16 protein-coding genes are annotated in these 23,855 nt (G+C 72.6%); 12 read left to right on the top strand and 4 right to left on the bottom strand.

What is annotated here, in order from left to right; all coding sequences use genetic code 11:
• Position 1: 1 nt before the first annotated feature.
• The 8 genes from ACFO3J_RS04725 to ACFO3J_RS04690 all read left to right on the top strand — a co-directional run bounded on the left by ACFO3J_RS04725 (position 2) and on the right by ACFO3J_RS04690 (position 10,660).
• Entirely contained in the window at positions 2 to 2,209 is a 2,208-nt protein-coding gene (locus ACFO3J_RS04725) for a glycogen/starch synthase (RefSeq protein ID WP_386426378.1), read from the top strand.
• Positions 2,202 to 3,329 (top strand): sugar phosphate nucleotidyltransferase, encoded by a 1,128-nt coding sequence (locus ACFO3J_RS04720; protein ID WP_386426376.1) that lies wholly within the window; start codon positions 2,202 to 2,204, stop codon positions 3,327 to 3,329. The genes ACFO3J_RS04725 and ACFO3J_RS04720 overlap by 8 nt, the downstream gene beginning before the upstream one ends.
• The gene (locus tag ACFO3J_RS04715) at positions 3,319 to 4,479 is read left to right on the top strand and encodes an ROK family protein (protein WP_386426375.1); all 1,161 of its coding nucleotides are present in this window, start codon (positions 3,319 to 3,321) and stop codon (positions 4,477 to 4,479) included. The genes ACFO3J_RS04720 and ACFO3J_RS04715 overlap by 11 nt, the downstream gene beginning before the upstream one ends.
• Positions 4,480 to 4,515: 36 nt before the next feature.
• On the top strand, positions 4,516 to 5,472 hold the full coding sequence (locus ACFO3J_RS04710; RefSeq protein ID WP_386426373.1) for an adenosine kinase: 957 nt from the start codon (positions 4,516 to 4,518) through the stop codon (positions 5,470 to 5,472).
• Positions 5,469 to 6,968, top strand: coding sequence for a GMC family oxidoreductase (locus ACFO3J_RS04705; RefSeq protein WP_386426372.1), 1,500 nt, complete (start codon positions 5,469 to 5,471; stop codon positions 6,966 to 6,968). The genes ACFO3J_RS04710 and ACFO3J_RS04705 overlap by 4 nt, the downstream gene beginning before the upstream one ends.
• Positions 6,965 to 7,909 carry an aldo/keto reductase gene (locus tag ACFO3J_RS04700; protein ID WP_386426371.1) on the top strand — a complete coding sequence of 315 codons (945 nt, stop codon included), beginning with the start codon at positions 6,965 to 6,967 and terminating at the stop codon, positions 7,907 to 7,909. Before ACFO3J_RS04705 ends, ACFO3J_RS04700 begins: the two co-directional genes overlap by 4 nt.
• Before the next feature lie 204 nt (positions 7,910 to 8,113).
• On the top strand, positions 8,114 to 9,529 hold the full coding sequence (locus ACFO3J_RS04695) for an ATP-binding SpoIIE family protein phosphatase (RefSeq protein ID WP_386426370.1): 1,416 nt from the start codon (positions 8,114 to 8,116) through the stop codon (positions 9,527 to 9,529).
• A gap of 51 nt (positions 9,530 to 9,580) precedes the next feature.
• Positions 9,581 to 10,660 carry an ABC transporter permease gene (locus tag ACFO3J_RS04690; protein ID WP_386426369.1) on the top strand — a complete coding sequence of 360 codons (1,080 nt, stop codon included), beginning with the start codon at positions 9,581 to 9,583 and terminating at the stop codon, positions 10,658 to 10,660.
• Here the strand turns inward: ACFO3J_RS04690 and ACFO3J_RS04685 are convergent.
• Positions 10,657 to 11,358, bottom strand: a complete 702-nt coding sequence (locus ACFO3J_RS04685; protein ID WP_386426367.1) for a hypothetical protein — start codon at positions 11,356 to 11,358, stop codon at positions 10,657 to 10,659. The two genes, ACFO3J_RS04690 and ACFO3J_RS04685, sit on opposite strands and share 4 nt — an antisense overlap.
• Positions 11,359 to 11,531: 173 nt before the next feature.
• Here ACFO3J_RS04685 and ACFO3J_RS04680 point away from each other — a divergent pair, with 173 nt between their 5' ends.
• The 3 genes from ACFO3J_RS04680 to ACFO3J_RS04670 all read left to right on the top strand — a co-directional run bounded on the left by ACFO3J_RS04680 (position 11,532) and on the right by ACFO3J_RS04670 (position 16,007).
• Positions 11,532 to 12,740, top strand: coding sequence for a HupE/UreJ family protein (locus ACFO3J_RS04680; RefSeq protein ID WP_386426365.1), 1,209 nt, complete (start codon positions 11,532 to 11,534; stop codon positions 12,738 to 12,740).
• A 121-nt stretch (positions 12,741 to 12,861) separates the two neighbouring features.
• Positions 12,862 to 14,838 carry a fibronectin type III domain-containing protein gene (locus ACFO3J_RS04675; protein WP_386426364.1) on the top strand — a complete coding sequence of 659 codons (1,977 nt, stop codon included), beginning with the start codon at positions 12,862 to 12,864 and terminating at the stop codon, positions 14,836 to 14,838.
• 89 nt (positions 14,839 to 14,927) lie between these two features.
• Positions 14,928 to 16,007: a WxL protein peptidoglycan domain-containing protein gene (locus tag ACFO3J_RS04670; RefSeq protein WP_386426363.1), complete on the top strand. Its 1,080-nt coding sequence runs from the start codon at positions 14,928 to 14,930 to the stop codon at positions 16,005 to 16,007.
• A 39-nt stretch (positions 16,008 to 16,046) separates the two neighbouring features.
• Here the strand turns inward: ACFO3J_RS04670 and ACFO3J_RS04665 are convergent, their stop codons facing one another.
• Positions 16,047 to 18,227, bottom strand: coding sequence for a SpoIIE family protein phosphatase (locus ACFO3J_RS04665; protein WP_386426361.1), 2,181 nt, complete (start codon positions 18,225 to 18,227; stop codon positions 16,047 to 16,049).
• A gap of 220 nt (positions 18,228 to 18,447) precedes the next feature.
• On the bottom strand, positions 18,448 to 20,880 hold the full coding sequence (locus ACFO3J_RS04660) for an ATP-binding SpoIIE family protein phosphatase (protein WP_386426359.1): 2,433 nt from the start codon (positions 20,878 to 20,880) through the stop codon (positions 18,448 to 18,450).
• Positions 20,881 to 21,260: 380 nt separating this feature from the next.
• Here ACFO3J_RS04660 and ACFO3J_RS04655 point away from each other — a divergent pair, with 380 nt between their 5' ends.
• On the top strand, positions 21,261 to 22,586 hold the full coding sequence (locus ACFO3J_RS04655) for a DUF3616 domain-containing protein (protein ID WP_386426605.1): 1,326 nt from the start codon (positions 21,261 to 21,263) through the stop codon (positions 22,584 to 22,586).
• A 61-nt stretch (positions 22,587 to 22,647) separates the two neighbouring features.
• Here the strand turns inward: ACFO3J_RS04655 and fabI are convergent, their stop codons facing one another.
• Positions 22,648 to 23,469 (bottom strand): enoyl-ACP reductase FabI, encoded by an 822-nt coding sequence (fabI, locus tag ACFO3J_RS04650; RefSeq protein WP_386426357.1) that lies wholly within the window; start codon positions 23,467 to 23,469, stop codon positions 22,648 to 22,650.
• Positions 23,470 to 23,855 lie beyond the last annotated feature (386 nt).

The raw sequence follows: 23,855 nt of genomic DNA, 5'->3' as shown, positions 1-23,855 counted from the left end.
GGTGAGGACCACGCACATCATCGAGAGCTACTTCGAATGCGGCGGTTACGACCACCGGCTGATCAAGGGCGGGATCTCCGTCTACATCTGGAACCTGTCCCGGGCCTTCCGGGACCGCGGCCACCGGGTGTCCGTCGTCACCCCCGCCCACGGCCAGCTCGACTACCTGCGGGAGCGGTACGGCGCCGAACTCCTCGACTACCAGGACGAGTACACCCTGCCGCTGGTCCTGGACCCGCAGATCTGGCCCGGCTTCCCCGGTCCGGTCGAGACCCCGCTGCGCACCACCGCGGCGCGGATCAGCCTGGAGGGGATCGACATCTACGTCCTGTCCAACGACTACCTCGACCGGTATCCCGACACCTTCTACCCCCCGTACGACGCGAAGGGCAGCGACCTGTCCTTCTTCAAGCCGGTCGCCTTCCAGGTGGACAGCGTGCGCTTCATCCGCCGCCACTTCGCCGCCGAACCGGCCGTCGTCCACCTCCACGAGCCCTTCTACCACTACCTGGTGCCCGCCGCCCTGCGCTCCGATCCGACCAAGCGGGTGGTGAGCACGGTGCAGAGCAACATGCCGATCGCCAAGATGGTCTACCGGCCCGAGACGGAGCGCCTGCTGGAACTGCTGGAGTGCGAGGCCGACCTGGACGCCTTCACCGACCCGGGACCGCGCACCGAGGCGGAACTGGCGATGCGCCAGTACATGCCGCGCACCCACCTGTTCCACCAGTACGCCGCCGACCACGTCGCCCTCTTCCCGCTGGTCGCGCGGTACAGCGACCTGGTCGACTTCCTGTCGCCCGGCCAGCGCGACTTCTACGCCGGATTCGACGACACCCCGTTCGAGGCCCTCTTCGCCACCCTGCCGGCCGCCCGCACCGTGCGCGACAACGCGCACAAGTCCTTCGTCGGCGGCTGCGCCATCTCGGACAGCTGGCTGGCGGCCGACACCCGGGCGGTGGACCGGGACACCGTGCTCGGCAAGCTCGGACTCGACCCGGCGCTGCCGACCTTCTACCACAACGCCCGCTACGCACCGCATCACAAGGGCCAGGTCGAACTCCTGCGGGCCGTCGACCGGGTGCTGTCCGAGGGACTGGCGGCGAACTTCGTGGTGCGCTGCATCGCCCCGGCCGGCATCGGCGACCCGGCCTTCCACGAGGCGGCCGAGCGGCACCGCGCCCGCCTGCACCTGGAGTGGGAGACGGTGGACGAGACCCTGCTGTTCGACTACGCGGTCTCCTCCGACTTCTGCCTCTTCCCGTCGAAGTTCGAGATGGACACCTTCCTCATCGCCCAGGGCGAGGCCATGGCCTGCGGCTCGGTGCCGATCGCCACCGCCCAGCTCGGTATGGCCCACTTCGGCCACCAGGCGGACCCGATCGACGGCCCGCAGGCGCCGACGGCCACCGGGTTCGCCGTCAACCGCTCCTTCCGCGAGGACGATCCCGAGCTGGCCGACGCGCTCGCCGAGCGCATCCGTGAGGCCGTCCGGCTGTACCGCGACGACCCGGCGGGCTACGCCCGGCTGTCCCGCAACGCCGCGGCGAACGCCCGCGCCTTCACCTGGGACCGCTGCGCCGCGCAGCACGTGGACCACTTCGAAGGCCTGTGGGGCACCCGGGGACCGGCCGACGATGCCGACAAGGCTGACGCAGCCGACCGGGCCGACGAACTGGCCCTGAAGGCCGGGTGGTTCGACCGGCTCAGCCCCGGCGCCTGGACCCGCTGGCCCGACCGTGTCGCCGAACGCGCCCTGGCCGTCGGCGACATCGAGGCCTTCGCCCGGGTCCGCCCGGTCGACGACACGGCGGCGCGCCAGCTGTTCGAGGCCGCCCACGCCCGCGCGGACTTCGCCGCCTGCGCCGCCGTACTGCGCAGAACCGGCCGGACGGGCCCCGAGGCCGATCTGCTGCGGGCGCGCTGCCGTACCGGCGAGGGACCCGACGGCCGCTGGGTCGAGTACCGGCTGCCGCAGGCGGCGCGGGTGGACCTCGTCCTGCCGCGGCGCGGCCCCGACCCGGCGGCCGTCCGGCTGGAACCCGAGGTCGTCCCGCTCGTCCCGCACGGCGACGGGGACTCCCGGACCTTCCGGGCCCGCCTCGGCCGGCCGGTCCGGGACGAGGCCCTGCATCTGCTGCTGACCCTCAACACCGGACGCGTCACCTGGGACCGGATCGACCTGGCGGAGGAGGGGCGCGATGCGTGAGGTGCGGGCGGTGCTGCTGGCCGGCGGCGAGGGCGTACGGATGGGGCGGCTCGGGGCCGGCCGGCTCAAACCGCTGGTCCCCTTCGGCGGCAGCTGCCGGCTGATCGACTTCAGCCTGGACAACGCCCGCCGCTCGGGCTTCGCGGAGGTACTGCTGCTGTCGCAGTACGAGGAGCGGCAGCTGATGGACGACCTGCGGCGCACCTGGACCCGCCCCGGTTTCCGCGTGCACTTCGGCCCCTGGGACGCGGCATATCGCGAAGCCGACCGCACCGGCGCGCCGGTCCGGCTGCCGGAGCGGACCTGGCCCGCCGAGCGGGGCACCGCGGACGCGCTGATCGCCAAGGCGCCGTACATCTTCGGCGGCGGGCGCACCGAGGTGCTGATCCTGCACGCCGACCACGTCTACGGCTTCGACTACCGCGACATGCTCGCCGCCCACCGGGAGTCGGGCGCCGCCCTGACCATCGGCTACCAGCGCATCGAGCGCCGGTATGTGCACCTGTTCGGCATGGTGGACTTCGACGCGGCGGGCGAGCTGACCGCCTTCACCGAGAAGCCGGCCGAGCCGACCAGCGACCTCGTCTTCACCGCCTTCTGCGTCTTCGACGCGGCCGTGCTGCACCGCTGGCTGGAGCGCCTCGACGGCACCGACTGGCAGCACGACATCAGCCGTGACGTCATCCCCGCGATGCTGGCGGCGGGCGAGCGCGTCCGCGGCTATCCGGTCACCGGCTACTGGGCCGACATCGGCACCGTGGAGCGCTACCACACGGCGCATCTGGGGCTGCTGGGCGCCGAACCGACCATGGCCGCGGCCGACATGCCGCTCACCATCGCCCCCCACGTGCCGCGCCGCTACGTGGCGGCGGCCGGCGGCGTCCGCAACTGCCTCGTCCCGGCCGATCTGACCAACGCGGGCACCCTGGAGGACTGCGTGGTCCACCCCGGGGCCGTCATCGGCGAAGGCGCCGAGGTCCGGGCGAGCGTCATCCTGGCCGGCGCCCGCGTCCCGGCCGGGGCGCGGGTGAGCGGCGCGGTGATCCTGGAGGACGGCTCGGTCGAGCAGGTGGATCCGGGCACGGTCGGGGAGAAGGTGAGCGCCGCCCATGGCCGCTGAACCGCCCTACGTAGTGCTGGACATCGGCGGGACGACGCTGCGCGCTGGCCTGTACGATCCGGCGTCCGGCGCCGTCACGCACGTCCGACGGCAGCCGGCCCAGGGGATCGGCGCGCTGCCGGACGCCCCGGTGGCCGAGATCCAGCGCCTGGTGACCGCCCAACTCGGCGCCGAGATCGACCGGTTGCTCGCCACCGACGCCGGGCGCCGGGCCCGGGGCATCGCCATCGCCTTCGCCGGTCCGGTGGACATCACCGGGCGGGTGATCACCGCCCCGACCGTCTGGGGCCGCCGGGCGGCGCCGCTGCCGCTGCGGGAACTCCTGGAGTCGCGCCACGGCCTGCCCGTCCTCGTCGTCAACGACCTGACGGCGGCGACCTGGCGCTACGCCACACCGGACAGCGCACCCTTCTGCCTGCTCACGGTCAGCTCGGGCATCGGCAACAAGGTGTTCCGCGACGGGCGGGTGCTGCTCGACCGGGACGGGCACGGCGGCGAACTCGGCCACTGGCGCTGCGACTTCGACCCCTGGGCGCCGCTGTGCGACTGCGGCGGGCGCGGCCACCTCGGGGCGATCGCCTCGGGCCGCGGCGCCCTGGCGGCGGCCCGGCGCGCCGCCACCGACTATCCCGGCGCCTTCCGCGCCTCCTCGCTGGCCGGGGCCACCTGCGAGCAGGCCGCCGCCATCACCAACGAACTGCTGGCCGCCGCCGTCCGGGAGGGCGACGCCTTCGCGGTGAACGCGCTGAAGCCCGGGCTGCACCACCTCGCCCGGGCGATCTCGGGCGTCTTCACCGCGATCGGGGTGCGCCGCTACATCGTCATCGGCGGCTTCGCGCTGGCGATCGGTCCCCCCTACGCCGAACTGCTGGCGACCGAACTGGAGCGGGTCGGATGCTTCGGACTCGACCGGCGCGAGACCCGCCGCATGGTGCGGCTCGGCGTCCGTGACGACGATTCGGGACTGATCGGCGCCGGGCGCGCCCTGCACGCCGCCGCCCGCACCGCTCCTGAGCCGGCGGACGGTCCGCCGGGCGCCGCTCCGGCCGCGGCCGCGGGCATCGCCGCGGGTACGCATCCGGACACGCCCCGGGTAGAGCTCCCGGCAGCGGGGGAGGACCGCGGTGACCGCGTCACGTCCCCGACCTGACCGCCCCGCCCGCCCGACCGACCGAAGGAGCCGCCCGTGACCGCTGAGATCGACGTCCTCGTGCTGGGAGGCGCCGGGGTCGACACGATCGTGCGCGTCCCCGAACTGCCCGTCCCGTTCGCCGACAGCCATATGGTGCCGGCCATCGAGACGCGGGCCGGGCAGACCGGTGACTTCGTCTCGCTGGCCGTGCACGCGCTGGGCCTGCGCACACACCACCTCGACATGATCGGCGACGACCACCCCGGCGACCTGGTGCGCCAGCTGCACCGCGACCGGGGCATCCCGCTCACCGAGGTCCCGCAGCCGGCCGGCACCAAGCGCGCGGTCAATCTCGTCGGCCCCGACGGGCGGCGGCTGTCGCTGTACGACACCAGCCGCTCCCGGGAGACGGACCGGCTGCCCCCGGCCACGGTGACCGCGCTGGCCGAGGTGAGCCGCCACGCCCATGTGTCCATCACCCATCCGTGTGCCTTCGCCCTTCCGCTGCTGCGCGCGGCGGGGGTGACCGTCTCGACCGACCTCCACAACTGGGACGGCGCCAACCCCTACCACGAGGCCTTCGCCCACCAGGCCGACCTGGTCTTCGTGTCGACCACCGCGCTGGCCGACCCGGAGCGGACCATGCGGCGGATCGCGGAGCGCGGCCGGGCCAGCGCGGTGATCGCCACGGCCGGCGCCGAAGGGGCGTATCTGCTGCTCGACGGCGAGCTGACCCACATCCCGGCCGTGCCGCCCCCGGCCCCGGTGGTGGACTCCAACGGCGCGGGCGACGCCTTCGCGGCGGGCTTCCTCTTCGGCTGGCTGGCCGGCGAGCCGCCGCTGCGCTGCGGCCTGTACGGGGCGGTGGCCGGCGCCCACGCCTGCACCGTGCTGGCCACCAGTACCGACGCCATCGGCCGGGACGAACTGCTCGCCCGGGCGGCGCGGGCGCGGCCCGCGGCGCCGGCCCGATCACCCCTCGACGACGACATCCAAGGAGAGCGCGTATGACCGACGTATCGGCCCCGGCCGGCTACGACACCATCATCCTCGGCGGCGGCGTGGCGGGCTGCGTGCTGGCGGCCCGGCTCAGCGAGGACCCCGGCCGGTCCGTCTGCCTGGTGGAGGCGGGCCCGGACTACGGCCCGCGGCAGGAGGACTGGCCGCAGAAGGTGCTGAACGCGCGGGCGCTGCCGCGCGACGACGTATGGGAGCGCCGCGCCCCCGTGCACCGCATCCGCGGCCGCGTCCTCGGCGGCTCGTCGTCGATCAACGGCTGCTGGAACACCTGGGGTTCGGCCGGGGACCACGCGGAGTGGTCGCGGGCGGGCGGCCCGGCGTGGTCGGCGGCCCGGATGGCGCCGTTCCGCCGCAGGGCGGCCGAGCGGATGGGCCTGCGGACGGTACCGGAGCGCGAGATCTCGGCCTGGACCCGCGGCGCCTCGAAGGGAGCCGCCGAACTCGGCTACCAGGAGGTCGACATGGCCGCCCCGGGCGGCCCCGGCTACGGCGGCCCGCTGCTCAACGCGGTGGACGGCGTCCGCCGGAACGCGGCCTTCGGCTATCTGGAAGACGCCCGGTCCCGGCCGAATCTGACCATCCTGGCCGGCGCGACCGTGGACCGGCTGGCCGTGGCGGACGGCCGGGTCCGGGGCGTCGGCATCGTCGTGGACGGGCGGCGGGAGACCCTCGTCGCCGACAGCTATCTGCTGTCCTGCGGCACCTTCGGCTCGCCCGCCGTACTGCTGCGCAGCGGGATCGGGCCGGCCGCCCAGCTGGCGGAGGCCGGTGTCCGTACCGCGATCGACCTGCCGGGCGTCGGCGCGAATCTGACCGACCAGCCCGGCGTCTTCGTACCGCTGGCGCCGACCGCCGAGCTGAACGCGTCGCTGGCCGCCAAGGAGGCCGAGGGCGATCTGTACGTCAGCCGGATGCTGATCAGGGCGGCCAGCGAGCTGTGTCCCGAGGGCTCCTGGGACCTGCACATCCTGCCGACCGGCGGCCCGCCGCTGTTCGGCAAGCTGCCGGCCGGGCAGTACGAGGCGGGAATCTCGGCCTTCCTGATGAAGCCGGCCTCGCGCGGCCGGGTCCGGCTGCTGTCGGCCGACCCCGCCGACGCCCTGGAGATCGACCCCGCGTTCTTCTCCGATCCGGCCGGCCACGATGTCGCGGTGATCCGCTCGGGGCTGGGCATCGTCGAGGAACTGGCCGCGACCGCGTCGCTGAAGGCGCTGGTCGGGCCGCTGGAGGGGCACCCGGCACGGGAGCTGTCCGACCAGGATCTGCGCGACCGGGCCGGCACCTACTGGCACCCGGTGGGCACCTGCGCGATGGGCACGGCCGACGATCCGCTGGCCGTGGTCGACGGCGGCGGCCGGGTGCGGGGCACCTCGAACCTGCGGGTCGTCGACGCCTCCATCCTGCCGACCGTGCCCGCGTCCAACACCCAGCTCCCGGTGCTGGCCGCCGCCGAGATGCTGGCCGAAGCGATCAGGGGACAGGCATGACCGCGCACACGGACGTCCGGGGCAGCCGGCTGCTGTACGGCTGCATGGGACTCGGCGGCGGCTGGGACACCGAGCCGTACGGCGCCGCGGACATCGACCACGCCCAGGCCGCGGTCGAGGCCGCGCTGGCCGCCGGCATCACGGCCTTCGACCACGCCGACATCTACCGCCACGGCAAGGCCGAAGCCGTCTTCGGCGAGGTGCTCGCCAGGGCGCCGGGGCTGCGCGAGCGCATCGTGCTGCAGACCAAGTGCGGTATCCGGCTGCCGGAGGGCGGCCGGCGCGGACTGTACGACCTGCGGGCGGCGAGCATCGTCCGGCGCGTCGAGGAGAGCCTGGCCCGGCTGCGTACCGATGTGATCGACGTCCTGCTGCTGCACCGGCCCGACCCGCTGGCCGACCCGGAGGACATCGCCAAGGCGTTCGCCTCGCTGCACGGGCAGGGCCTGGTACGGCACTTCGGTGTGTCGAACATGAGCGCGGCGCAGATCGCCCACCTCCAGACGCACCTCGACCTCCCGATGATCGCCAACCAGTTGGAGATGAGCCTGCACCGCAGGGACTGGGTGGAGGCCGGGGTCCTGGTGAACACGCCGGGCGCGGCGGCGAGCGGCTTCCCGCTGGGCACGATCGAGTACTGCGCCGCTAACAAGATCCAGCTGCAGGCCTGGGGACCGCTCGCCCAGGGCCGTTTCAGCGGCGGTCAGGACACGCCGATCGCCCGGCTCGTCACCGACCTCGCGGCCCGCAAGGGCACCACCCCGGAGACCGTCGTCCTGTGGTGGCTCCAGCGCCATCCGGCCCGTATCGCCCCGGTCGTCGGGACCAGCCGCCCCGACCGCATCCGGGCCTGCGCCGACGCCGTCCGCCGCGAGCCCGACCTCAGCCACGAGGAGTGGTACGAGCTGTGGACCACCGCCCGCGGCTCGTCGCTGCCCTAAAGGACGCGGGCGGACGGGGGCATCGGCGCCGGTTTGGCCGGCCCCACCTTCCGGGGACGTGTCGGAGCGGCCGTGGCATCAGGTGCGGACGGTAACGTGCCGGGAAAAGAGATCCTCTGTCCACGTATCGCCCACCAGGAGCGGCACCGCCATGCAGCTGGCACCGGCCGAAGATCCGGGGAGCACGCCACGGACCACCGGGCGATGAGCCTCTCCCCGTTGCTGCGCCGCGCCTGGCCGCTGCTGCTCCTGGTGGGGACCGGGCTGGCCGTGGGGCTGATCAATCCGGGCGTGCACTACGACATGCTGGTGATCGCGGCGCCGGTGCTGGCCGCCTCGCTGTACGACGTCCGGACGACGGCCGTGGTCGGCGTGCTGACCGTGGTCACCTTCATGCTGCTGCGGCTCCAGCTGAACGAGGACACCAACGCGACCTGGTGGATCAAGCTCGCCCTGGTCATCGTCGTGTGCCTGCTCAGCGCGATCCTCAGCCATGTGCGGACCAAGGAGGAGGAGGTCCGCCGGGTCCGGAACACCGCCATGCGCCTCCAGCAGCGCCTGCTGCCCCGCTTCTTCCCGGACAGCAGCGCGGTCGGGATCGGCCACCGCTATCTGCCGTCCGACTCGCCGGCCGGTGTGGGCGGTGACTGGTTCGACATGATCCCGCTGTCCGGCGCGCGGATCGCGCTGGTGATGGGAGACGTCGTCGGCCACGGTCCGGAGGCGGTGGCGACGATGGGCCGGCTGCGTACCGCCGTGATCACGCTGGCCAATCTGGACCTCGACCCGGACGAACTGCTGGCCAGGGTGGACGACCTGGTGCAGCGGATGAGCCATGACCGCGCGCAGGCCGAACTGGTCGCGAGCTGCCTCTACCTGGTCTACGACCCGATCTCGCGGCGGTGCGACTTCGCCAGCGCCGGCCACACGCCGCCGATCTTCGTGATGCCCGACGGCCGGGTGTCCGTGCAGGCGCAGAGCGGGAACCCGCCGCTGGGCTTCGGCGACGTGCCCTTCGAACTCACCGGCCTCGACCTTCCCGAGGGCTCGCTGATCACGCTGTACACCGACGGTCTGCTGGGGCTGCGCCACCGCGAGGTGGACGAGGCGATGCGGGAACTCGCCGCGGCGATCGGCCCGGGCAGCGGACCGCTCCAGGAGATCTGCGACCGGGTGCTCCGCAGGCTCCCCGCGTCGCGGGAGGACGACATCGCGCTGCTGCTGGCCCGGACCAAGGTGCTCGATCCCGGGAAGGTGCGGACCTGGGAGTTCCCGGCCGCGGTCGAGGAAGTGCCGGCCGCCCGCGCGGCGGTGACCGGCCAGCTCACCGAGTGGGGGCTGGACGAGCACTCCTTCGCGCTGGAGATGGTGGTCTGCGAGCTGATCACCAACGCCGTCCGGCACGCCGAAGGGCCGGTCGGCCTGCGGCTGATCCGGGACGACTCGCTGATCTGCGAGGTCTCCGACGCGAGCAACACCTCACCGCACCCCCGGCGCGCCGACCCGCTGGACGAGGGCGGGCGCGGCCTGTATCTGGTCGGGCAGCTCATGGACCGCTGGGGCACGCGGTACACGCACACCGGCAAGACCATCTGGGCCGCGAAGTATCTCGGGGCCTGAAAAGCGATCACCACTCCGTGCCGAGCATGGGATACGAAGGGAATGCCCCCGATGAATTCCGCTTCCCCGACACCCGGGCCGACGCCCTTCAGCAGATTCCGCGCGGAATTGAACGACGCCGTCAGCGTCCGGAGCGTACTGCTGGTCGTATCCGTTCTCGCCCTGCAACTCGGCTTCATCCTCTCCTATGTCGGCGCCTTCCATTCACCGACCCCGCACCGTATCTCGGTGGCGGTGGTGGCGCCGGGCGCGCAGCGGTTCGCCGATATGCTCAATGCCCTCCCGGGGGACCCGCTGCACGCCCGCGTCGCGAAGGACGAGAGCCAGGCACGGCGGCTGATCCTGCACCGGAGTGTCGACTCGGCGATCGTCATCGCTCCTCGTGGCACCACCGACCGGCTGCTGCTGGCCTCGGCGGGAGGGCCGGCCGTCTCGGAGACGGCATCGCGGATCGCCGCCAGGGTGGAGGCCGTCCAGCACCGGCGGCTGACGGTCCAGGACATCCGCCCGCCCTCTCCCAAGGACGGCCGCAGCCTCTCGTCGTTCTATCTCGCGCTCGGCTGGGTGGTCGGCGGCTATCTCGCCGCCGCCCTGCTGGGGATGTCGGCCGGCGCCCGTCCGGCCACTTTCAATCGCACGCTCATCCGGATGGGCGTGCTGACCGCTTATTCGATCCTTTCCGGACTGGGCGGCGCCATCATCGTCGATCCGGCCCTCGGCGCGCTTCCCGGCCATTTCTTCGCATTGTGGTGGATCGGCGCCCTCGTGGTGCTCGCGGCCGGCGCCAGCACCGCGCTGTTCCAGATCCTGCTGGGGCCCATGGGCATCGGACTGACGATCCTGCTGTTCGTCGTCCTGGGCAATCCGAGTGCCGGCGGTCCCTATCCGGCCGCGCTGCTGCCGCCCTTCTGGCGGGCGATCGGTCCCTGGTTCCCGCCGGGCGCCGCCACCACCGCGATCCGGAACACCGTGTACTTCGCCGGGAACGCCACCACGGTGCCGCTCCTGCTGCTCGGTGCCTACGCCATCGGCGGTGTCGTCCTCTCCCTGCTCGCCTCCGCCATCGGCCTGCGCCGCCGGGGGGCCACCAGGACCGGCCCCCCGGACGACCCGGCGAAGGGCGAAAGCTAGATCTCGTCGAGCCAGACCACGATCCCGGTCAGGTCGTTGAGCACCCCCGCGACGCCCGCCCGGATGGCGGCCGCGCAGCGTTCGGCGGTGAACGAGCCGGGGTCGTAGGTCGAGGACATGCCGAGGCCCTCGCCGCGGAAGGACGCGCCGGACCAGTCGACGGCGGTCACATTGTGGGTGGGCTCGGCCAGTTCGGCGCCGACGACCAGGAACTGCTGCTCCAGGTGGTTCGGGGTGACGGTCGCGAGGGCGTCGACGAGGTCGTTGCCCGCGCTGACGACGAGGTCGGGACCCATCGCCATGGCCTTGGTGATGGCGGGCACGAGCTGCGACGCGTCCTTGGCGGACACCGTCCTGAGGTCGACGTGCTCGTCGTCGGCCCACTCCTCGACCGCCGTGACCAGCGCCCTGGTCGGGCGGTCGGCGCCCGCGGTGAGCAGCACCACGCGGTAGCCCGCGGACGGATGGACCCCGGTCCAGGAACCGGGCCGCGGTGTGACGGTCGCCTCCGGGGCGGGCGAGGCGGAGCCGGTGAAGCCCGCGCCGAGCGTGCCGACGGCGCTCGGCGCGGGGTGCGGCCGGGACCAGTCGTCAGCGGAACCGCAGGCGGTGGTCAGCGTGACGGCGGCGGCCAGGACGGCGACGGCCGGCAGCGCGGGGCGGAAGGCCGCGGCGAGGGCCGGGAGCGGGGGGCGCAAGGCGATCGTCCTTCGAGGAGTGGCGGATGGTCCGCCCTCATCCTCGTAGGTCCGTTGCCGCGGCTTTACCCCTGCCGGTGTCTTTCTTGACGTTGTTTTTCCACAGTTCGCCGACGAGCCGAACCGTGTTCACCCGTGACGTGGAGCGTGCACCTTCAACGTGAAGGAGCAAGATGTCACAGCGCGTCCGCCGCACCGTCATCGGGATCGCCGCGGCGGTGATCGGTTTTCTGACCGCCGGGCAGCCGGCGTTCGCCCACGGTTTCAGCTCGACCGTGTACGTCCACGTCACCGCGGCCGACGCGGGCCGGGTACGCACCACGCTGGAGCTGGAGTACGACCTCTTCGTCGTATCGGCGGCCGACTACGAGGACGACGATCCCCTCTTCCGGGCCGGCGACGCCGCCTTCCAGGCCGGTGACACCGAGGCGCAGGCCGCGGCGCTGAACACGCACGCCGACGCCGCCGTCCGCTATGTCACCGAGCGCTTCTCGGTCGCCGCGGGCGGCACGGCGTGCGCTCCCGCCCGGGTCGGCGACTTCACGATGGGCCGGCGGGAGGGCGTGCCGTACGCCGATCTGCGGCTCGACTGGGACTGCGCCGGACACGGCGGGGACCGCCGGGTGACCAGCGGACTGCTCCCCGACTCCGAGCACTACGTGACCGGTACGAAGACGATCGTCACCTACGACATCGACGGCGACTCCGGCGGTGCGGCGCTCGACGCGGACCATCCCTCCTTCTCGATCAGCCAGTCGTGGTACCAGTGGTTCTGGGAGTTCTTCCGGCTGGGCGCCGAGCACCTGCTGACCGGGATCGACCACATCCTGTTCCTGCTGGCGCTCATCGCCGGGTCGCGGCGCCTGCGCGAGATCGTGCTGGCGGCCACCAGCTTCACCCTGGCGCACTCGGTGACCTTCATGCTCGCCGCCCTCGGTCTGGTCGACGTCTCCGCGCGGTTCGTCGAACCCGTCATCGCGCTGTCGATCGCCGTGGTGGCCGGCTGGTACCTGTGGCGGATCCGGCGACGCGGCGGCCACGCCGCCGACCTGGAGACGGCCGGCCGCGGCCACTTCAGCCTGGACCGGGCCGGCTGGACCCGCCTCGGCGTGGTGTTCTGCTTCGGCCTCGTGCACGGCCTCGGCTTCGCGGGCGCGCTGGGAATCGACGAGGCGTGGTCGTGGACGCTGCTGGGGTCACTGCTGGTGTTCAACGTCGGCATCGAGGTGGTGCAGTTGACGATCATCGCGCTCGTCTTCCCGCTGCTGACCGTGCTGCGCCGGCGTTCCCCCGCGGCCGGCCTCTGGGTGACCGGCCTGATCTCCGCCGGGGTGTTCGTGATGGGACTGGTGTGGTTCACGCAACGGGTGTTCGCGTTCTGAAGCCCGGTCACGCGGGGAAGTTCAGCCAGTACCCGGATCAGTTTTGCCATCGGTTTACCGAACGATGAGAACTTGATGACCTCAACTCCCAACGCCTCCGGGCGCAAAAGGAACGAAACCGATGATACTGAGAACCTCCTCACAGGCCCCCGGGCCTGTGCGGCGCCGGGTGGCCACCGGGGCCACCGCGGTAGTCCTGGGCCTGACCCTGGCCCTGGGCGGCGGTGCGGTGTCCGCCGCCACCGCCGCCGAGCCCGCCGCGATCACCGGCATCATCCTCGGTGTGGGCGCCGACGAGTCCCAGCGCACCGTGACGTGGTACTCCTCCGCGGACACCGCGCAGCGGCTCCAGGTCGCCCCGAGCGCCGGGCTCACGGGCGGTGAGTTCCCCGCCGACGCGGCCACCTTCGAGGCCACCGGCGCGGCGAACATCGCCACCAGCGGCGGCTTCAACCGGCACGCGACGATCACCGGCCTGAAGGAGCACACGGCCTACTCCTACCGGGTCGGCTCCGAGGGCGACTGGTCGCCGGCCTACTCCTTCAAGACGCAGGACTTCGAGGGCGACTACGACTTCCTGTTCTTCGGCGACCCGCAGATCGGCTCGTCCGGAGACCTGCCGAAGGACCAGGCCGGCTGGCAGGACACCCTGGACGTCGCCCTGACGGCCAACCCGGACTCCGAACTCCTCGTGTCGGGCGGTGACCAGGTCGAGACCGCCAACACCGAGGCCCAGTGGGACGCCTTCCTGGCGCCCGACAAGCTGCGCCAGTACCCCTGGGCGGCGACGATCGGCAACCACGACGTCGGCGGCAAGGCGTACGAGCAGCACTTCTCCACCCCGAACACCGACCGCTCGGCCCCGCTGTACTCCAACGGGAACCCGGCCTCCAACTCGTCCGGCGGTGACTACTGGTACATCTACAAGGATGTGCTGTTCATCGACCTCAACAGCAACAGCTACGCCACCTCCCAGGGCGGCGGCGGCGACGCGGCGCACATCAACTACGTGACCGACGTCATCAACCAGCACGGCACCGAGGCCAAGTGGAAGGTGCTCGTCTACCACCACTCGATCTACTCCCCGGCCGACCACGCCAAGGACAGCGACAACAAGGTGCGCCGGGTCGACTTCCCGACCACCTTCTCCAAGCTCGGCGTCGACCTGGTCCTGCAGGGCCACGACCACAGCTACTCCCGCAGCTACCTGATCAAGAACGGCGCGAAGGCGAACGCCGCCGAGCAGCCCGGCGACGCCGATGTCTACCCCGGTCCCGGTGGTGTCCTGTACGTGACGGGCAACTCCTCCTCGGGCTCGAAGTACTACGACATCACCACGCCGGACAGCAGCGGCACGAGCGGCGCGGGCAACGGCGCCGACCCGCTGAACCCGAAGAACTACTGGTACAACTCGGTCCAGAACCAGGAGCACGTCCGCACCTACGTCAAGGTGCAGGTGCGCAACGACAAGCTGGTCGTCGAGAACGTCCGCAGCGGCACCTGCGCCGCTCCGAACTCCTCGGTGGAGCACGGCAACTGGTGCGAGAACACCACCGCCGCCCAGCCCGTCGGCTCCCTCGTCGACAAGGTCACCGTGCACCCCTTCCACGGCGACGGCCAGGACCTCCAGGTCAATGTGCCGAACCCCGCCCCGGGCGAATTCGGCTGGACGATCGACGGCCGCAACGGCCTGGTGGACCTCGGCACCGCCCAGGAGCGCGACGGCGACCACTTCGAGGCGACCGGCAAGATCAACCCGATCACCGTGTCGGACAGCCGCCGCTCGCTCGCCCCGTGGTCGATCTCGGCGGCGGTCGGTGACTTCCAGGACGCCGGCAAGACCTTCTCCGGCTCCTACCTCGGCTGGACGCCGTACGTCCTCGACGGCGGCGCCGGCGCCACCGCCGGCAAGCCGGTGGCCTCCGGCTACGACGACGGCGGCAAGGGCCTGTCCCTGTCGCGCGGCCTCGGTTCGGCCGCGCAGGGCCACTCCCGCGGCGCCGCCAAACTGGGCGCCGACCTGGCTCTGAAGATCCCGGACAGCGTCGAGAAGGGCGGCTACCGGGCCACCCTCACCATCACCGCGCTGAGCAGCTGACCGACCCGTTCCCACGGCGGGGCAGGCACCTCCGGGTGCCCGCCCCGCCCCTCATCCGTACCAGCGACAGATCGCCCGAGGACCCCGACATGCACGCGCCCGTGACGCGCCGGCCGAACACCGTCGCCGCCATCGTCCGTACCGCCGCCCTGGCCCTGCTCGCCGCCCTCGCGGTCGCCGGGCTGTCCGCCGGCCCCGCCCGGGCGCAGGACGGCGACGTCGCCTGGACGGTCAGGACCGCCTCGAACAGCTACGGCGACGACCGGTCCAGCTTCAGCTACGCCGCCAACCCGGGCGGACAGGTCGAGGACACCATGATCGTCGCCAACCGCGGCAAGGACCCGCTCGACCTCGCCGTCTACGCCGCCGACGGCTTCACCACCGGCACCGGCCAGCTCGACCTGCTCCCCAAGGGCGGGAAGTCGGTCGGGATCGGCGCCTGGGTGCGGGTCGGCCACGACCGGGTCACCGTCGAACCCGGCCGGACCGCCGAACTCCCCTTCACCGTCAGCGTCCCGGACAACGCCACGCCCGGCGACTACGTGGGCGGCATCCTCACCTCCCTCACCCAGCCGGACGACACCGAGGGCATCACCGTGGACCGGCGCCTGGGCATCCGCGTCAAGCTGCGGGTCAGCGGCGAACTCAAGCCGGGCCTCGCGGTCGAGAACCTGAGCGTCGACTACGACGGCCCGGGCAATCCCTTCGCCACGGGCGACGCCACCGTCAGCTACCGGATCCACAACACCGGCAACGCCATCCTGTCGGCCCGCCAGACGGTCTCCGTCTCCGGCCCGTTCGGGTGGCTGCGCACCCAGGCGGGCACGATCGCGTCACCGCCGGACCTGCTCCCCGGTGAGAGCTGGAAAGTGACGGTGCCGGTCCACGGCGTGGCGCCCGCCGTCCGGCTCACCGCCACCGCGACCGTCACCCCCCTGCTCACCGACGCCTCGGGCTCCACCACCTCGCTCCGGACGATCCGGGCCACCGCGCGGGGCCAGGCCGTCCCCTGGACGCTCGCGCTGCTGGTCGCCGTACTGATCGCGGTCGCCACCGGGGCCTTCCTCCTGGCCCGCCGCACCCGCGCGCGGCGCAGGCTCCGCGAGGAGGCCCGGGTGCGGGACGCCGTCGAGCAGGCGCTCCTCGATCAGGGGACGCGGGCGGGCTGACGCCGTCCGGCCGCGTACCGCCGGAGCCCCCTGGGACGGTCAGCCCGCGGGCTCGTGCGGACGCAGGAGCAGGAGGGCGACGTCGTCGCTGAGGCCGCGGGTCCGCCGGACGTGCTCGACCAGTGTCTCGGCCAGCGCGTTCAGGGACCGCGGGTCGGCGGCGTCCAGCTGCCGGGCGAGTTCGTCGATGGCCAGGCCCAGATCGGCGCCGGGCCGCTCGACCAGACCGTCGGTGTAGAGCGCCAGCACGGCGCCCGGCGGAAGGGCGATCTCGACGGTCCGGTAGTCCGCCTCGGGTTCGACGCCCAGAAGCAGACCGGGGGGCACGTCCAGCACCTCCGCCCGGTGGCCGGCGCGGCGCAGCAGCGGGGGCGGATGGCCGGCGGTGGCCATCAGCGCCCTGCCGTTCCGCAGGTCCAGCTGGACGTAGAGGCAGCTGGCGAACAGGTGGGACCGCAGGTCCATGAGCAGCCGGTTGGTCCGCGCGAGCACCTCACCGGGGCCGGCGCCGGAGTTGGCGTGCGTGTGGACGGCGGTGCGTACCTGGCCCATGAGGGCGGCGGCGTTGACGTTGTGTCCCTGGACATCGCCGATCACGGCGGCGGCGGACGCGTCGTCGAGGCGGATCAGGTCGTAGAAGTCCCCGCCGATGTCCATGCCCTGACTCGCCGGGAGATAGCGGGCCGCGGTGTCCAGGCCGGGGATCTCCGCCAGCACGCGGGGGAGCAGCGCGGCCTGGAGCCCGTGCGCCACTTGGTTCTTGGTGTCGTACAGGCTCGCCCGCTCCAGGGCCTGGGCGATCATCCCGGCGAGGGTGGTCAGCGCGGTGCGCTCATCGGCGGGGAACGGGTGCGGTTCGCCGTAGCCCAGCACACAGCAGCCGATGGGGCGCCCGGCGGCGATCAGCGGCAGGTAGGCGAAGGAGGCGTATCGCGCGTAGACGGCCAGCCGCGGAAAGGCCTGCCGCAGTTCCCCGCTGTCGGCGAAGAATTCGGGCGTGCCGGTCACCAGCGCCCGGATGCTCGGCGCGTCGGTGGACATGGGGAGGCCGTCGAAGTGGTTCCGCGCCTCCTGCGGGAAACCGCCGACGCCGAGCACCCGCAGCCTGCCCCGGTCCTCGACGACCAGCGCCAGGCCCTGGGCGTTGATGACCGGCATGATCTGCTCGGTGACGGCGGCCGTCACGTCCTTGACCCCGACCGCCTCGGACAGGGAGGAGGACAGGTGCATCAGATAGAAGAGGGTGCCGGCGCTGGCCTGGGGCGTGATGGGCACGGGGGTGGCCGGCTCGTTCCCGGTCGGCGGGCTGTCCAGGGCGGTCACGCGCACGCTGACCCCGGTGCTGTCGGGGTGGAGGGCGAAGGACAGCCATCGCTCCGGCGGCCTGCGCACGTTGAAGGATGCCGGCAGCCGGCTGAAGAGCGCCGCCAGGTAGGAGTTCTCGTAGGCGGGGTCGCGCAGCCACGGCAGGACTTCCCAGGGCCGCAGTCCCAGGAGTTCCCGGCGGCCCGCTCCGAGCAGGGCGGCGGCCCTGGTGCCGAGGAAGGTGATCCGGCCGTCCAGGTCCAGCGCGAGGTGCCCCTCCTCGAAGCGCTCCGCGAGGTCGGCGCCCGATCGCGCCTCCCCTTCCTCCCACCGGCTGGACGGGAGCACCTCCACGGCGTGCGGTTCGTCCGAGGGGCGCAGGGGGTCACCCGCCTCCTCGGCCGCGACCAGGAACCGGCTCATCTCGCGGCCCGCCTCGGTGATGTCCCGGATCTCCCGGGCGGAGAGTTCGGGCGGCCGGGTGCCGGGCCACAGCAGGAGCAGTACGCCTTTCACGGCACTACCGGCATCGCCGGGATCGCCGGCGTCAGCGGCGCCTCCGGCATCGTCCGTGAGCAGCGGCGACACACCCATGGCGACCTGGTAGGGCAGCGCGAGGCCGGTCCGCGGGTAGCGGCGGGCCAACTCGTCATGGGTGGGGAGCCATACCGCGCGCCCCCGGCGGGCCACGTCGGCCACTGGCACGGGTGCGGCCATCGCCACCCGGGCCCACGGCCGCGCGATCCTCGCCGACACCCCGAAGACCGCGACCATCCGCAGCACCTGCTCGTCCGGGACAGGCAGGTACACCGCCCCGACGTGGGCACCGGTCGCGCCCGTGAGCCGTGCCAGTGTCTCGTGCACTCCGGCCGCGGCGCGCTCCGAGGCGGCAGGACCGGAGCCGGGCTCGCCCACCGCTACGTCGCCTCGCGCGCCGCGGGAATCCCGGGCCGGCTCCGGCGGGTGACCGTTCTCGCCGGCCCCCGGGACCGCGGCTCCCGCTCCTGCGGACCGGTGAGCGCCCCTGGGACCGATCGGCTGTTGGGGGCCATAAGGGCGACATTAGTCACACAGCGGGCCCGGTGCACCCCGGGCGGGCTGTCCGTGATCCGCGGCCGGGGCGCCCGGGCCGGGTTCACGCGGTTCCGAACACCGGGGCGATGGGCGGCGTCTCGCCGTTGAGGGGCAGCTCGGTCCAGATCGTCTTGCCCTGCTGACCGTAGCGGCAGCCCCAGCGAGTGGTGGAGTGGGCGACGATGAACAGACCGCGTCCGCCCTCGTCCATGGAGCTGGCCCGGAGCACCCGCGGCTGGGTGTTGCTGGGATCGGACACCTCGCAGATCAGCACCCCGTCCCGGATCAGGCGCAGCCGGACGGGTCCGCCCGCGTAGCGCACCGCGTTGGTGACCAGCTCGCTGACCACCAGTTCGGTGGTGGGCACCAGATGGTCCAGCCCCCACGCGGTGAGCTGGCGGGCGGCCGTCGCCCTCGCCCGCCCCACCGCCGACAGATCGCCCGGGAACTCCCACGACACGACGTTGCGGGCGGGGACGGACCGGGTTCTGGTCAGCAGCAGCACGATGTCGTCGCGCGGCGGCTGCTCGTTCGCCTCGGCCACCAGCGCGTCGCCGATCTCCTCCAGGGGCCGCTGCGAGCCGTACAGCACGCGCAGCCGCTCCTGCAGCCGCTCCAGGCCGTCGGAGTCCTCCCGCAACGACCGCAGCCCGAACACCCCGTCGGTGAACATGGCGATCAGGCTGCCCGGTTCCACGTCGACGGTCATCGACTGGAAGGGCACCCCGCCCACCCCGAGCGGTGGTCCGGGAGAGACGTCCACCACCCGCGAGGTGCCGTCGGGACTCACGATGACGGGCGCGGGATGCCCGGCGCTGGCGAAGTCGCACTGGCAGGTGGTCGGGTCGTAGACGGCGTACAGGCAGGTCGCCCCGATGGAGTCCGTCCGGCCCTCCGGGGCCTCCGCGACGAGCCGCTGGAGGAGGTCCTCCATATGGGCCAGCACCTCGCCGGGCTCCAGTTCGAGGTTGGCGAAGGTCTGCACCGCCGTCCGCAACTGGCCCATGTTGGCCGCCGCCCGCAGACCGTGTCCGATCACGTCGCCGACGACGAAGGCGACCCGGAGGGACGGCAGCGTGATGACGTCGAACCAGTCGCCGCTCGGCTCGGAGCGGCCTCCGGCGGGGCGGTAGACCCCGGCCGTGCGCGCGGCGGGCGTCTCGGTGACGGCCCGGGGCAGGAGGCGCTCCTGGAGGGTGAGCACCGCGTTGCGCTCTCGGGTGTAGCGGCGGGCGTTGTCGATGCCCAGGGCGGCCCTCGAACCGATCTCCGTCAGCAGTCCCGCCTCGGACAGGTCGAAGGGGCGCGGATCCCCCACGCGCCAGACGGTCACCGTTCCCAGCAGCAGCCCCCGGGCGAAGAGCGGGGTGACGACCAGCGAGTGGGCGCCCTTCGGGACCATCTTCGCCGCGTTCGGGCCGCCGCCGACCGCCTGGAGGACCTCCTCGCGGTCCATGATGACGGTCTCGCCCTGCTGGATCCGCCCGAGCGGTGAGCTGTCCGGGAGGGACGGGTACTGCGCCCCGGTCGCCAGCAGTTCCTCGGGCCACACCCCCGTCGAGGAGGCGGTCGCCATCCGTATCAGCGCCATGTCGCCGCCGCCGCGCAGGACGGGCGGCTCGTTGCCCGCCAGCACGCCGCGGGCCAGGTCGACGGTGCTCAGGTCACCGAACCCGGTGACCACGACATCCGCCAGCGCCTGCGCGGTGGGGCCGATGTCGAGGGTGAAGCCGATGCGCTCCGCGGCGTAGTGCAGCAGGTCGAGATGGGCGCCGACCCGCTGCTGGTCGGTGACGTCGTGGACGAGCGCGACTACTCCGCTCGGGTCACCGCGGGCGTCCTCCAGGCGGTACGCCGTCAGGGACAGGGTGCGCCGCAGGCCCGGCACCCGCCGGAACCGCACCTGCCGGATGTCCGAGATCACCGGAACCCCGGTGTCCCGCACCCGCCGCAGGGTCTCGTCGGCGTCCCGCGCGTCCTGCGGGGCCAGGACCGTGTCCAGCCGGCTGCCGACGGCCGCGGCCGGGGCGCCGAACATCTCCGGCGCGGTGTTGCTGAAGACGAGGCTGAGGTCCATCCCGTGGATCGCGACACCGACGCGCCGCTGGCTGAAGATCGCCCGCAGCAGGGACACCCCGTGCCCCCACTCACTCGTCCGGGTGATCTCGGCGAACAGCACCCCGTAGGCGCCGCCGTCGTCCCCCAGCGGCACCGTCCAGACGTCCACCTCGACGCTTCCGTGCGCCCCGCGGCGCAGCTCCACCCGGCCCGGCGCCGGTACCGCCCCCGCCGGGGCGGCGGCGCCGCGCGGGCTCTGCGCCGAGGCGTACAGCTCACGGAAGGGACGGCCGCAGGTCCCGGCGGCGGGCCGGTCCAGCAGCCGGGCGGCCTGGGGCGACCAGCCCGTGACGACACCCCGGCCGTCCACCACGGCCACGGCCAGCGAGTCGAGGACGAAGCCCTGCTCACCGAGGTCACCGTGCGGCAGATCCATAGGGACTCCCCACAGACGACGGAGCGCGTACGAGCAGAGTCCACGCTACGGGATATACGGACAAAACGGCTTCCCGGGCTTTGTCCCGCCGGCCCCGGCGACGGCCGTGCGGCGCCCGGTCCGGCGGCGGAACGCGGCGGGTCGCCGGATACGGAACGTCCGCCCCCGGTCGCGGTCCGCCAGCGGCCGCCGGCTGTTCGCCACCCGTACGGTCGCCGTGTGTCCGGTGTTGGTGCCGCGGCCCGACCCTTCTCGTCGGCGTCCCGCTGTTCCGGCTGGGCGTGCCACGCCGACGAAAGGCACCTACGTTGCGAGTCCATGTCGCTCCGTCCGTACGCGGGACGGGTCTCACCGCTCTGGTCGCCGGCTCCGCACTGCTGATGGCGGGGGTCGGGACGGCCGGCGCCGCGCACGCCGCGAGCTACGGCACGCCGAGCATCTCGCTGTCCGCGTCCTATCTGTCGGGCGCCGTCGGCGCGACCGGCGACCCGACCGTGGCGGTGACCGTCTCGCAGAGCGGCGCCGACGCGTCCGCGCTGACCGTGGCCGCGTCCAAGAGCAGCAAGACCTCGGTGGCGAACACCACCGACGTGGCCGTGACCGGCTCGGCCGGCAGCCGCACGGTCGCGGTCACCGCGCACGCGCAGGGCTACACCGACCTGACCCTCAAGGTCACCGGACTGGGCGGCAAGACCGCCACGAAGACGCTGCACTACGCGGCCTCGCCCGCCGTCCAGCTCTCCGCCGACGCCCGCTATCTCACCGGCGCGAGCGACGCCTCCGCGGCGGTGGACGTCGGCGGCGGCTACGTCGTCGTCGCCAACGACGAGGACAACACGCTGCGCCTCTACAACGGCGCGGCCTCCGGCGCCCCGGTCAAGACCTGGGACCTCGACTCCGCGCTCGACGCCGACAAGGAGGTGGACATCGAAGCCGGCACCCGGGTGGGCAGCACCATCTACTGGACCGGCTCACTGGGCAACAACAAGGACGGCGAGTACAAGGCCGACCGCAACACCGTCTTCACCACCACGGTGTCCGGCAGCGGCGCGTCCACCTCGCTGACCTTCGGCAAGGCCTACCACAAGCTCCGCGACGACCTGCTGGCCTGGGACAAGGCCAACGGCAACCACTACGGCTTCGCGGCCGGCACCAAGGACGGCGAGATCCCCAAGGAGATCGACGGCTTCAACGTCGAGGGCCTGGAGTTCGCGCCCGGCTCCACCACCACCGCCTATGTCGGCTTCCGGGCCCCGCTGGCCCCCGCGGTGCCCGGCGGCAAGGCGCTGATCGTGCCGGTCACCAACATGGACAAGGTCGTCACCGGCACCAAGGCGGCCTTCGGCACCCCGATCGAGCTGGACCTCGGCGGCCTGTCGATCCGCGACATCCGCAAGAACGCCGCCGACCAGTACCTGATCATCGCCGGCTCCTGGGCCGCCGACGACAACAGCGACCCCTACGCCCTCTACCAGTGGGACGGCGTCGCCGGCCACGCCCCGGTCAAGAAGCTGGACCTGCCGACGGCGGACGCGGGCGGCTGGGAGTCGGTCGTCTCCGTCCCCGACCTCACCCAGCCCGGCGCCCGCGTCCAGCTGATCACCGACGACGGCGACGCCGACCTGTACGGCGACGGCACCCAGGCCAAGGACCTCGACCACCCGGAGTGGCAGAAGTCCCGCACCACCTGGTTCACCCTCAACTGAGCCCCGCCGCTCCGGCCGGGTGTGCTCCTGGGGAGGGGCGCACCCGGCGGGACCCGGTGCGCTACGCCTGCGCGGGGGTGGGGGCCAGGGCGGGGGCGAGGGTGGGGGCGCCCATCGCGTGGTAGCCGCCGTCGACATGGAGGATGCTGCCGGTCACGCCCCGGGACAGATCGCTGAACAGGTACGTCGCCGTGCCCGCGACCACATCGGTGTCCCTGACGTCCCATCCCAGCGGCGCCCGCTGGTGCCAGTTGTCGGCCAGCACCTCGAAGCCGGGGATGGACTTGCCCGCCATGCTGCGGATGGGCCCGGCCGAGATCGTGTTGACCCGGATGCCCAGCGGCCCCAGGTCACGGGCCAGATAGCGGGTCACCGCCTCCAGCGCCGCCTTCGTCGGCCCCATCCAGTCGTAGACCGGCCAGGCCACCTGGGCGTCGAAGTCCAGCGACATCACCGACGCGCCGGCCGGCGCCTTCTCCAGCAGCGGTCGCAGCGCCACTGTCATCGCCTTGAGGCTGTACGCCGACACGTGCATCGCCGTACTGACCGATTCCCAGGGCGTGTTGAGGAAGTTCCCGCCGAGCGCGTCGGCGGGCGCGTACGCGATCGCGTGCAGCATGCCGTCGACGTGATCCCACACGGCGGCCGTGTCCACCGCGAGCTGCTCCAGCTCCTCGGGCCGGGTGACATCCGCCGACAGCAGGGCGACCGGTTCCTTGGGAAGGCGCTTGGCGATACGCCCCATGATCGAGGACGGCCGCCCCGGCGCGTTCGTCAGGATGACGTCGGCGCCGTGTTCCATCGCCTGGCGGGCGATCCCGAAGGCGATGGAATCCTCGGTGAGGACGCCCGAGATGACGAGCCGTTTACCGTCGAGCAGCATGTGGTGTTCTCCTGGTCGGGCTTCCCGGACATCACGCGTCCGGCGAGGACGCCCCAACATACCGACCACCCGTGTCCGGCTCCCTCCTGAGGAGGGTCTCTGCCGGTCTCTGCCGGTCTCCGCCGGCGGCACCCCGCCCGTCCACCTGAATTTCATGAACCCGTCACCGATGGCGACTTCGACGTTTTAAACGTACCGCTCGTCACACAGGTGGCGTACAGCGATCACCCAGGTCTGATGATCTTTGTCCGCTTTATAGACCTTCTTTTGTTTGAATGCTGGATCTAATGTTCGTCCGGCAGCGTCTTCGTCCGGTGTGCGACTCAGGTCCGGGGTTCGGCGGTCGCAGTCGGCTCAGGTGTTTGTGGTGGACCCGGCGGCACTGC

It is taken from the genome of Streptomyces polygonati (assembly GCF_042650325.1).
Classification (GTDB): Bacteria; Actinomycetota; Actinomycetes; order Streptomycetales; family Streptomycetaceae; genus Actinacidiphila; species Actinacidiphila polygonati.
This window is presented reverse-complemented; position numbering and strand designations above follow the sequence as displayed.

Excerpts from the sequence above, each read along its gene's own strand:
- ACFO3J_RS04720 (WP_386426376.1), top strand. The coding sequence starts at position 2,202 with ATGCGTGAGGTGCGGGCGGTGCTGCTGGCCGGCGGCGAGGGCGTACGG.
- ACFO3J_RS04715 (WP_386426375.1), top strand. The coding sequence starts at position 3,319 with ATGGCCGCTGAACCGCCCTACGTAGTGCTGGACATCGGCGGGACGACG.
- ACFO3J_RS04705 (WP_386426372.1), top strand. The coding sequence starts at position 5,469 with ATGACCGACGTATCGGCCCCGGCCGGCTACGACACCATCATCCTCGGC.
- ACFO3J_RS04700 (WP_386426371.1), top strand. The coding sequence starts at position 6,965 with ATGACCGCGCACACGGACGTCCGGGGCAGCCGGCTGCTGTACGGCTGC.
- ACFO3J_RS04695 (WP_386426370.1), top strand. The coding sequence starts at position 8,114 with ATGAGCCTCTCCCCGTTGCTGCGCCGCGCCTGGCCGCTGCTGCTCCTG.
- ACFO3J_RS04690 (WP_386426369.1), top strand. The coding sequence starts at position 9,581 with ATGAATTCCGCTTCCCCGACACCCGGGCCGACGCCCTTCAGCAGATTC.
- ACFO3J_RS04680 (WP_386426365.1), top strand. The coding sequence starts at position 11,532 with ATGTCACAGCGCGTCCGCCGCACCGTCATCGGGATCGCCGCGGCGGTG.
- ACFO3J_RS04675 (WP_386426364.1), top strand. The coding sequence starts at position 12,862 with ATGATACTGAGAACCTCCTCACAGGCCCCCGGGCCTGTGCGGCGCCGG.
- ACFO3J_RS04670 (WP_386426363.1), top strand. The coding sequence starts at position 14,928 with ATGCACGCGCCCGTGACGCGCCGGCCGAACACCGTCGCCGCCATCGTC.
- ACFO3J_RS04660 (WP_386426359.1), bottom strand. The coding sequence starts at position 20,880 with ATGGATCTGCCGCACGGTGACCTCGGTGAGCAGGGCTTCGTCCTCGAC.
- ACFO3J_RS04655 (WP_386426605.1), top strand. The coding sequence starts at position 21,261 with ATGGCGGGGGTCGGGACGGCCGGCGCCGCGCACGCCGCGAGCTACGGC.
- fabI (WP_386426357.1), bottom strand. The coding sequence starts at position 23,469 with ATGCTGCTCGACGGTAAACGGCTCGTCATCTCGGGCGTCCTCACCGAG.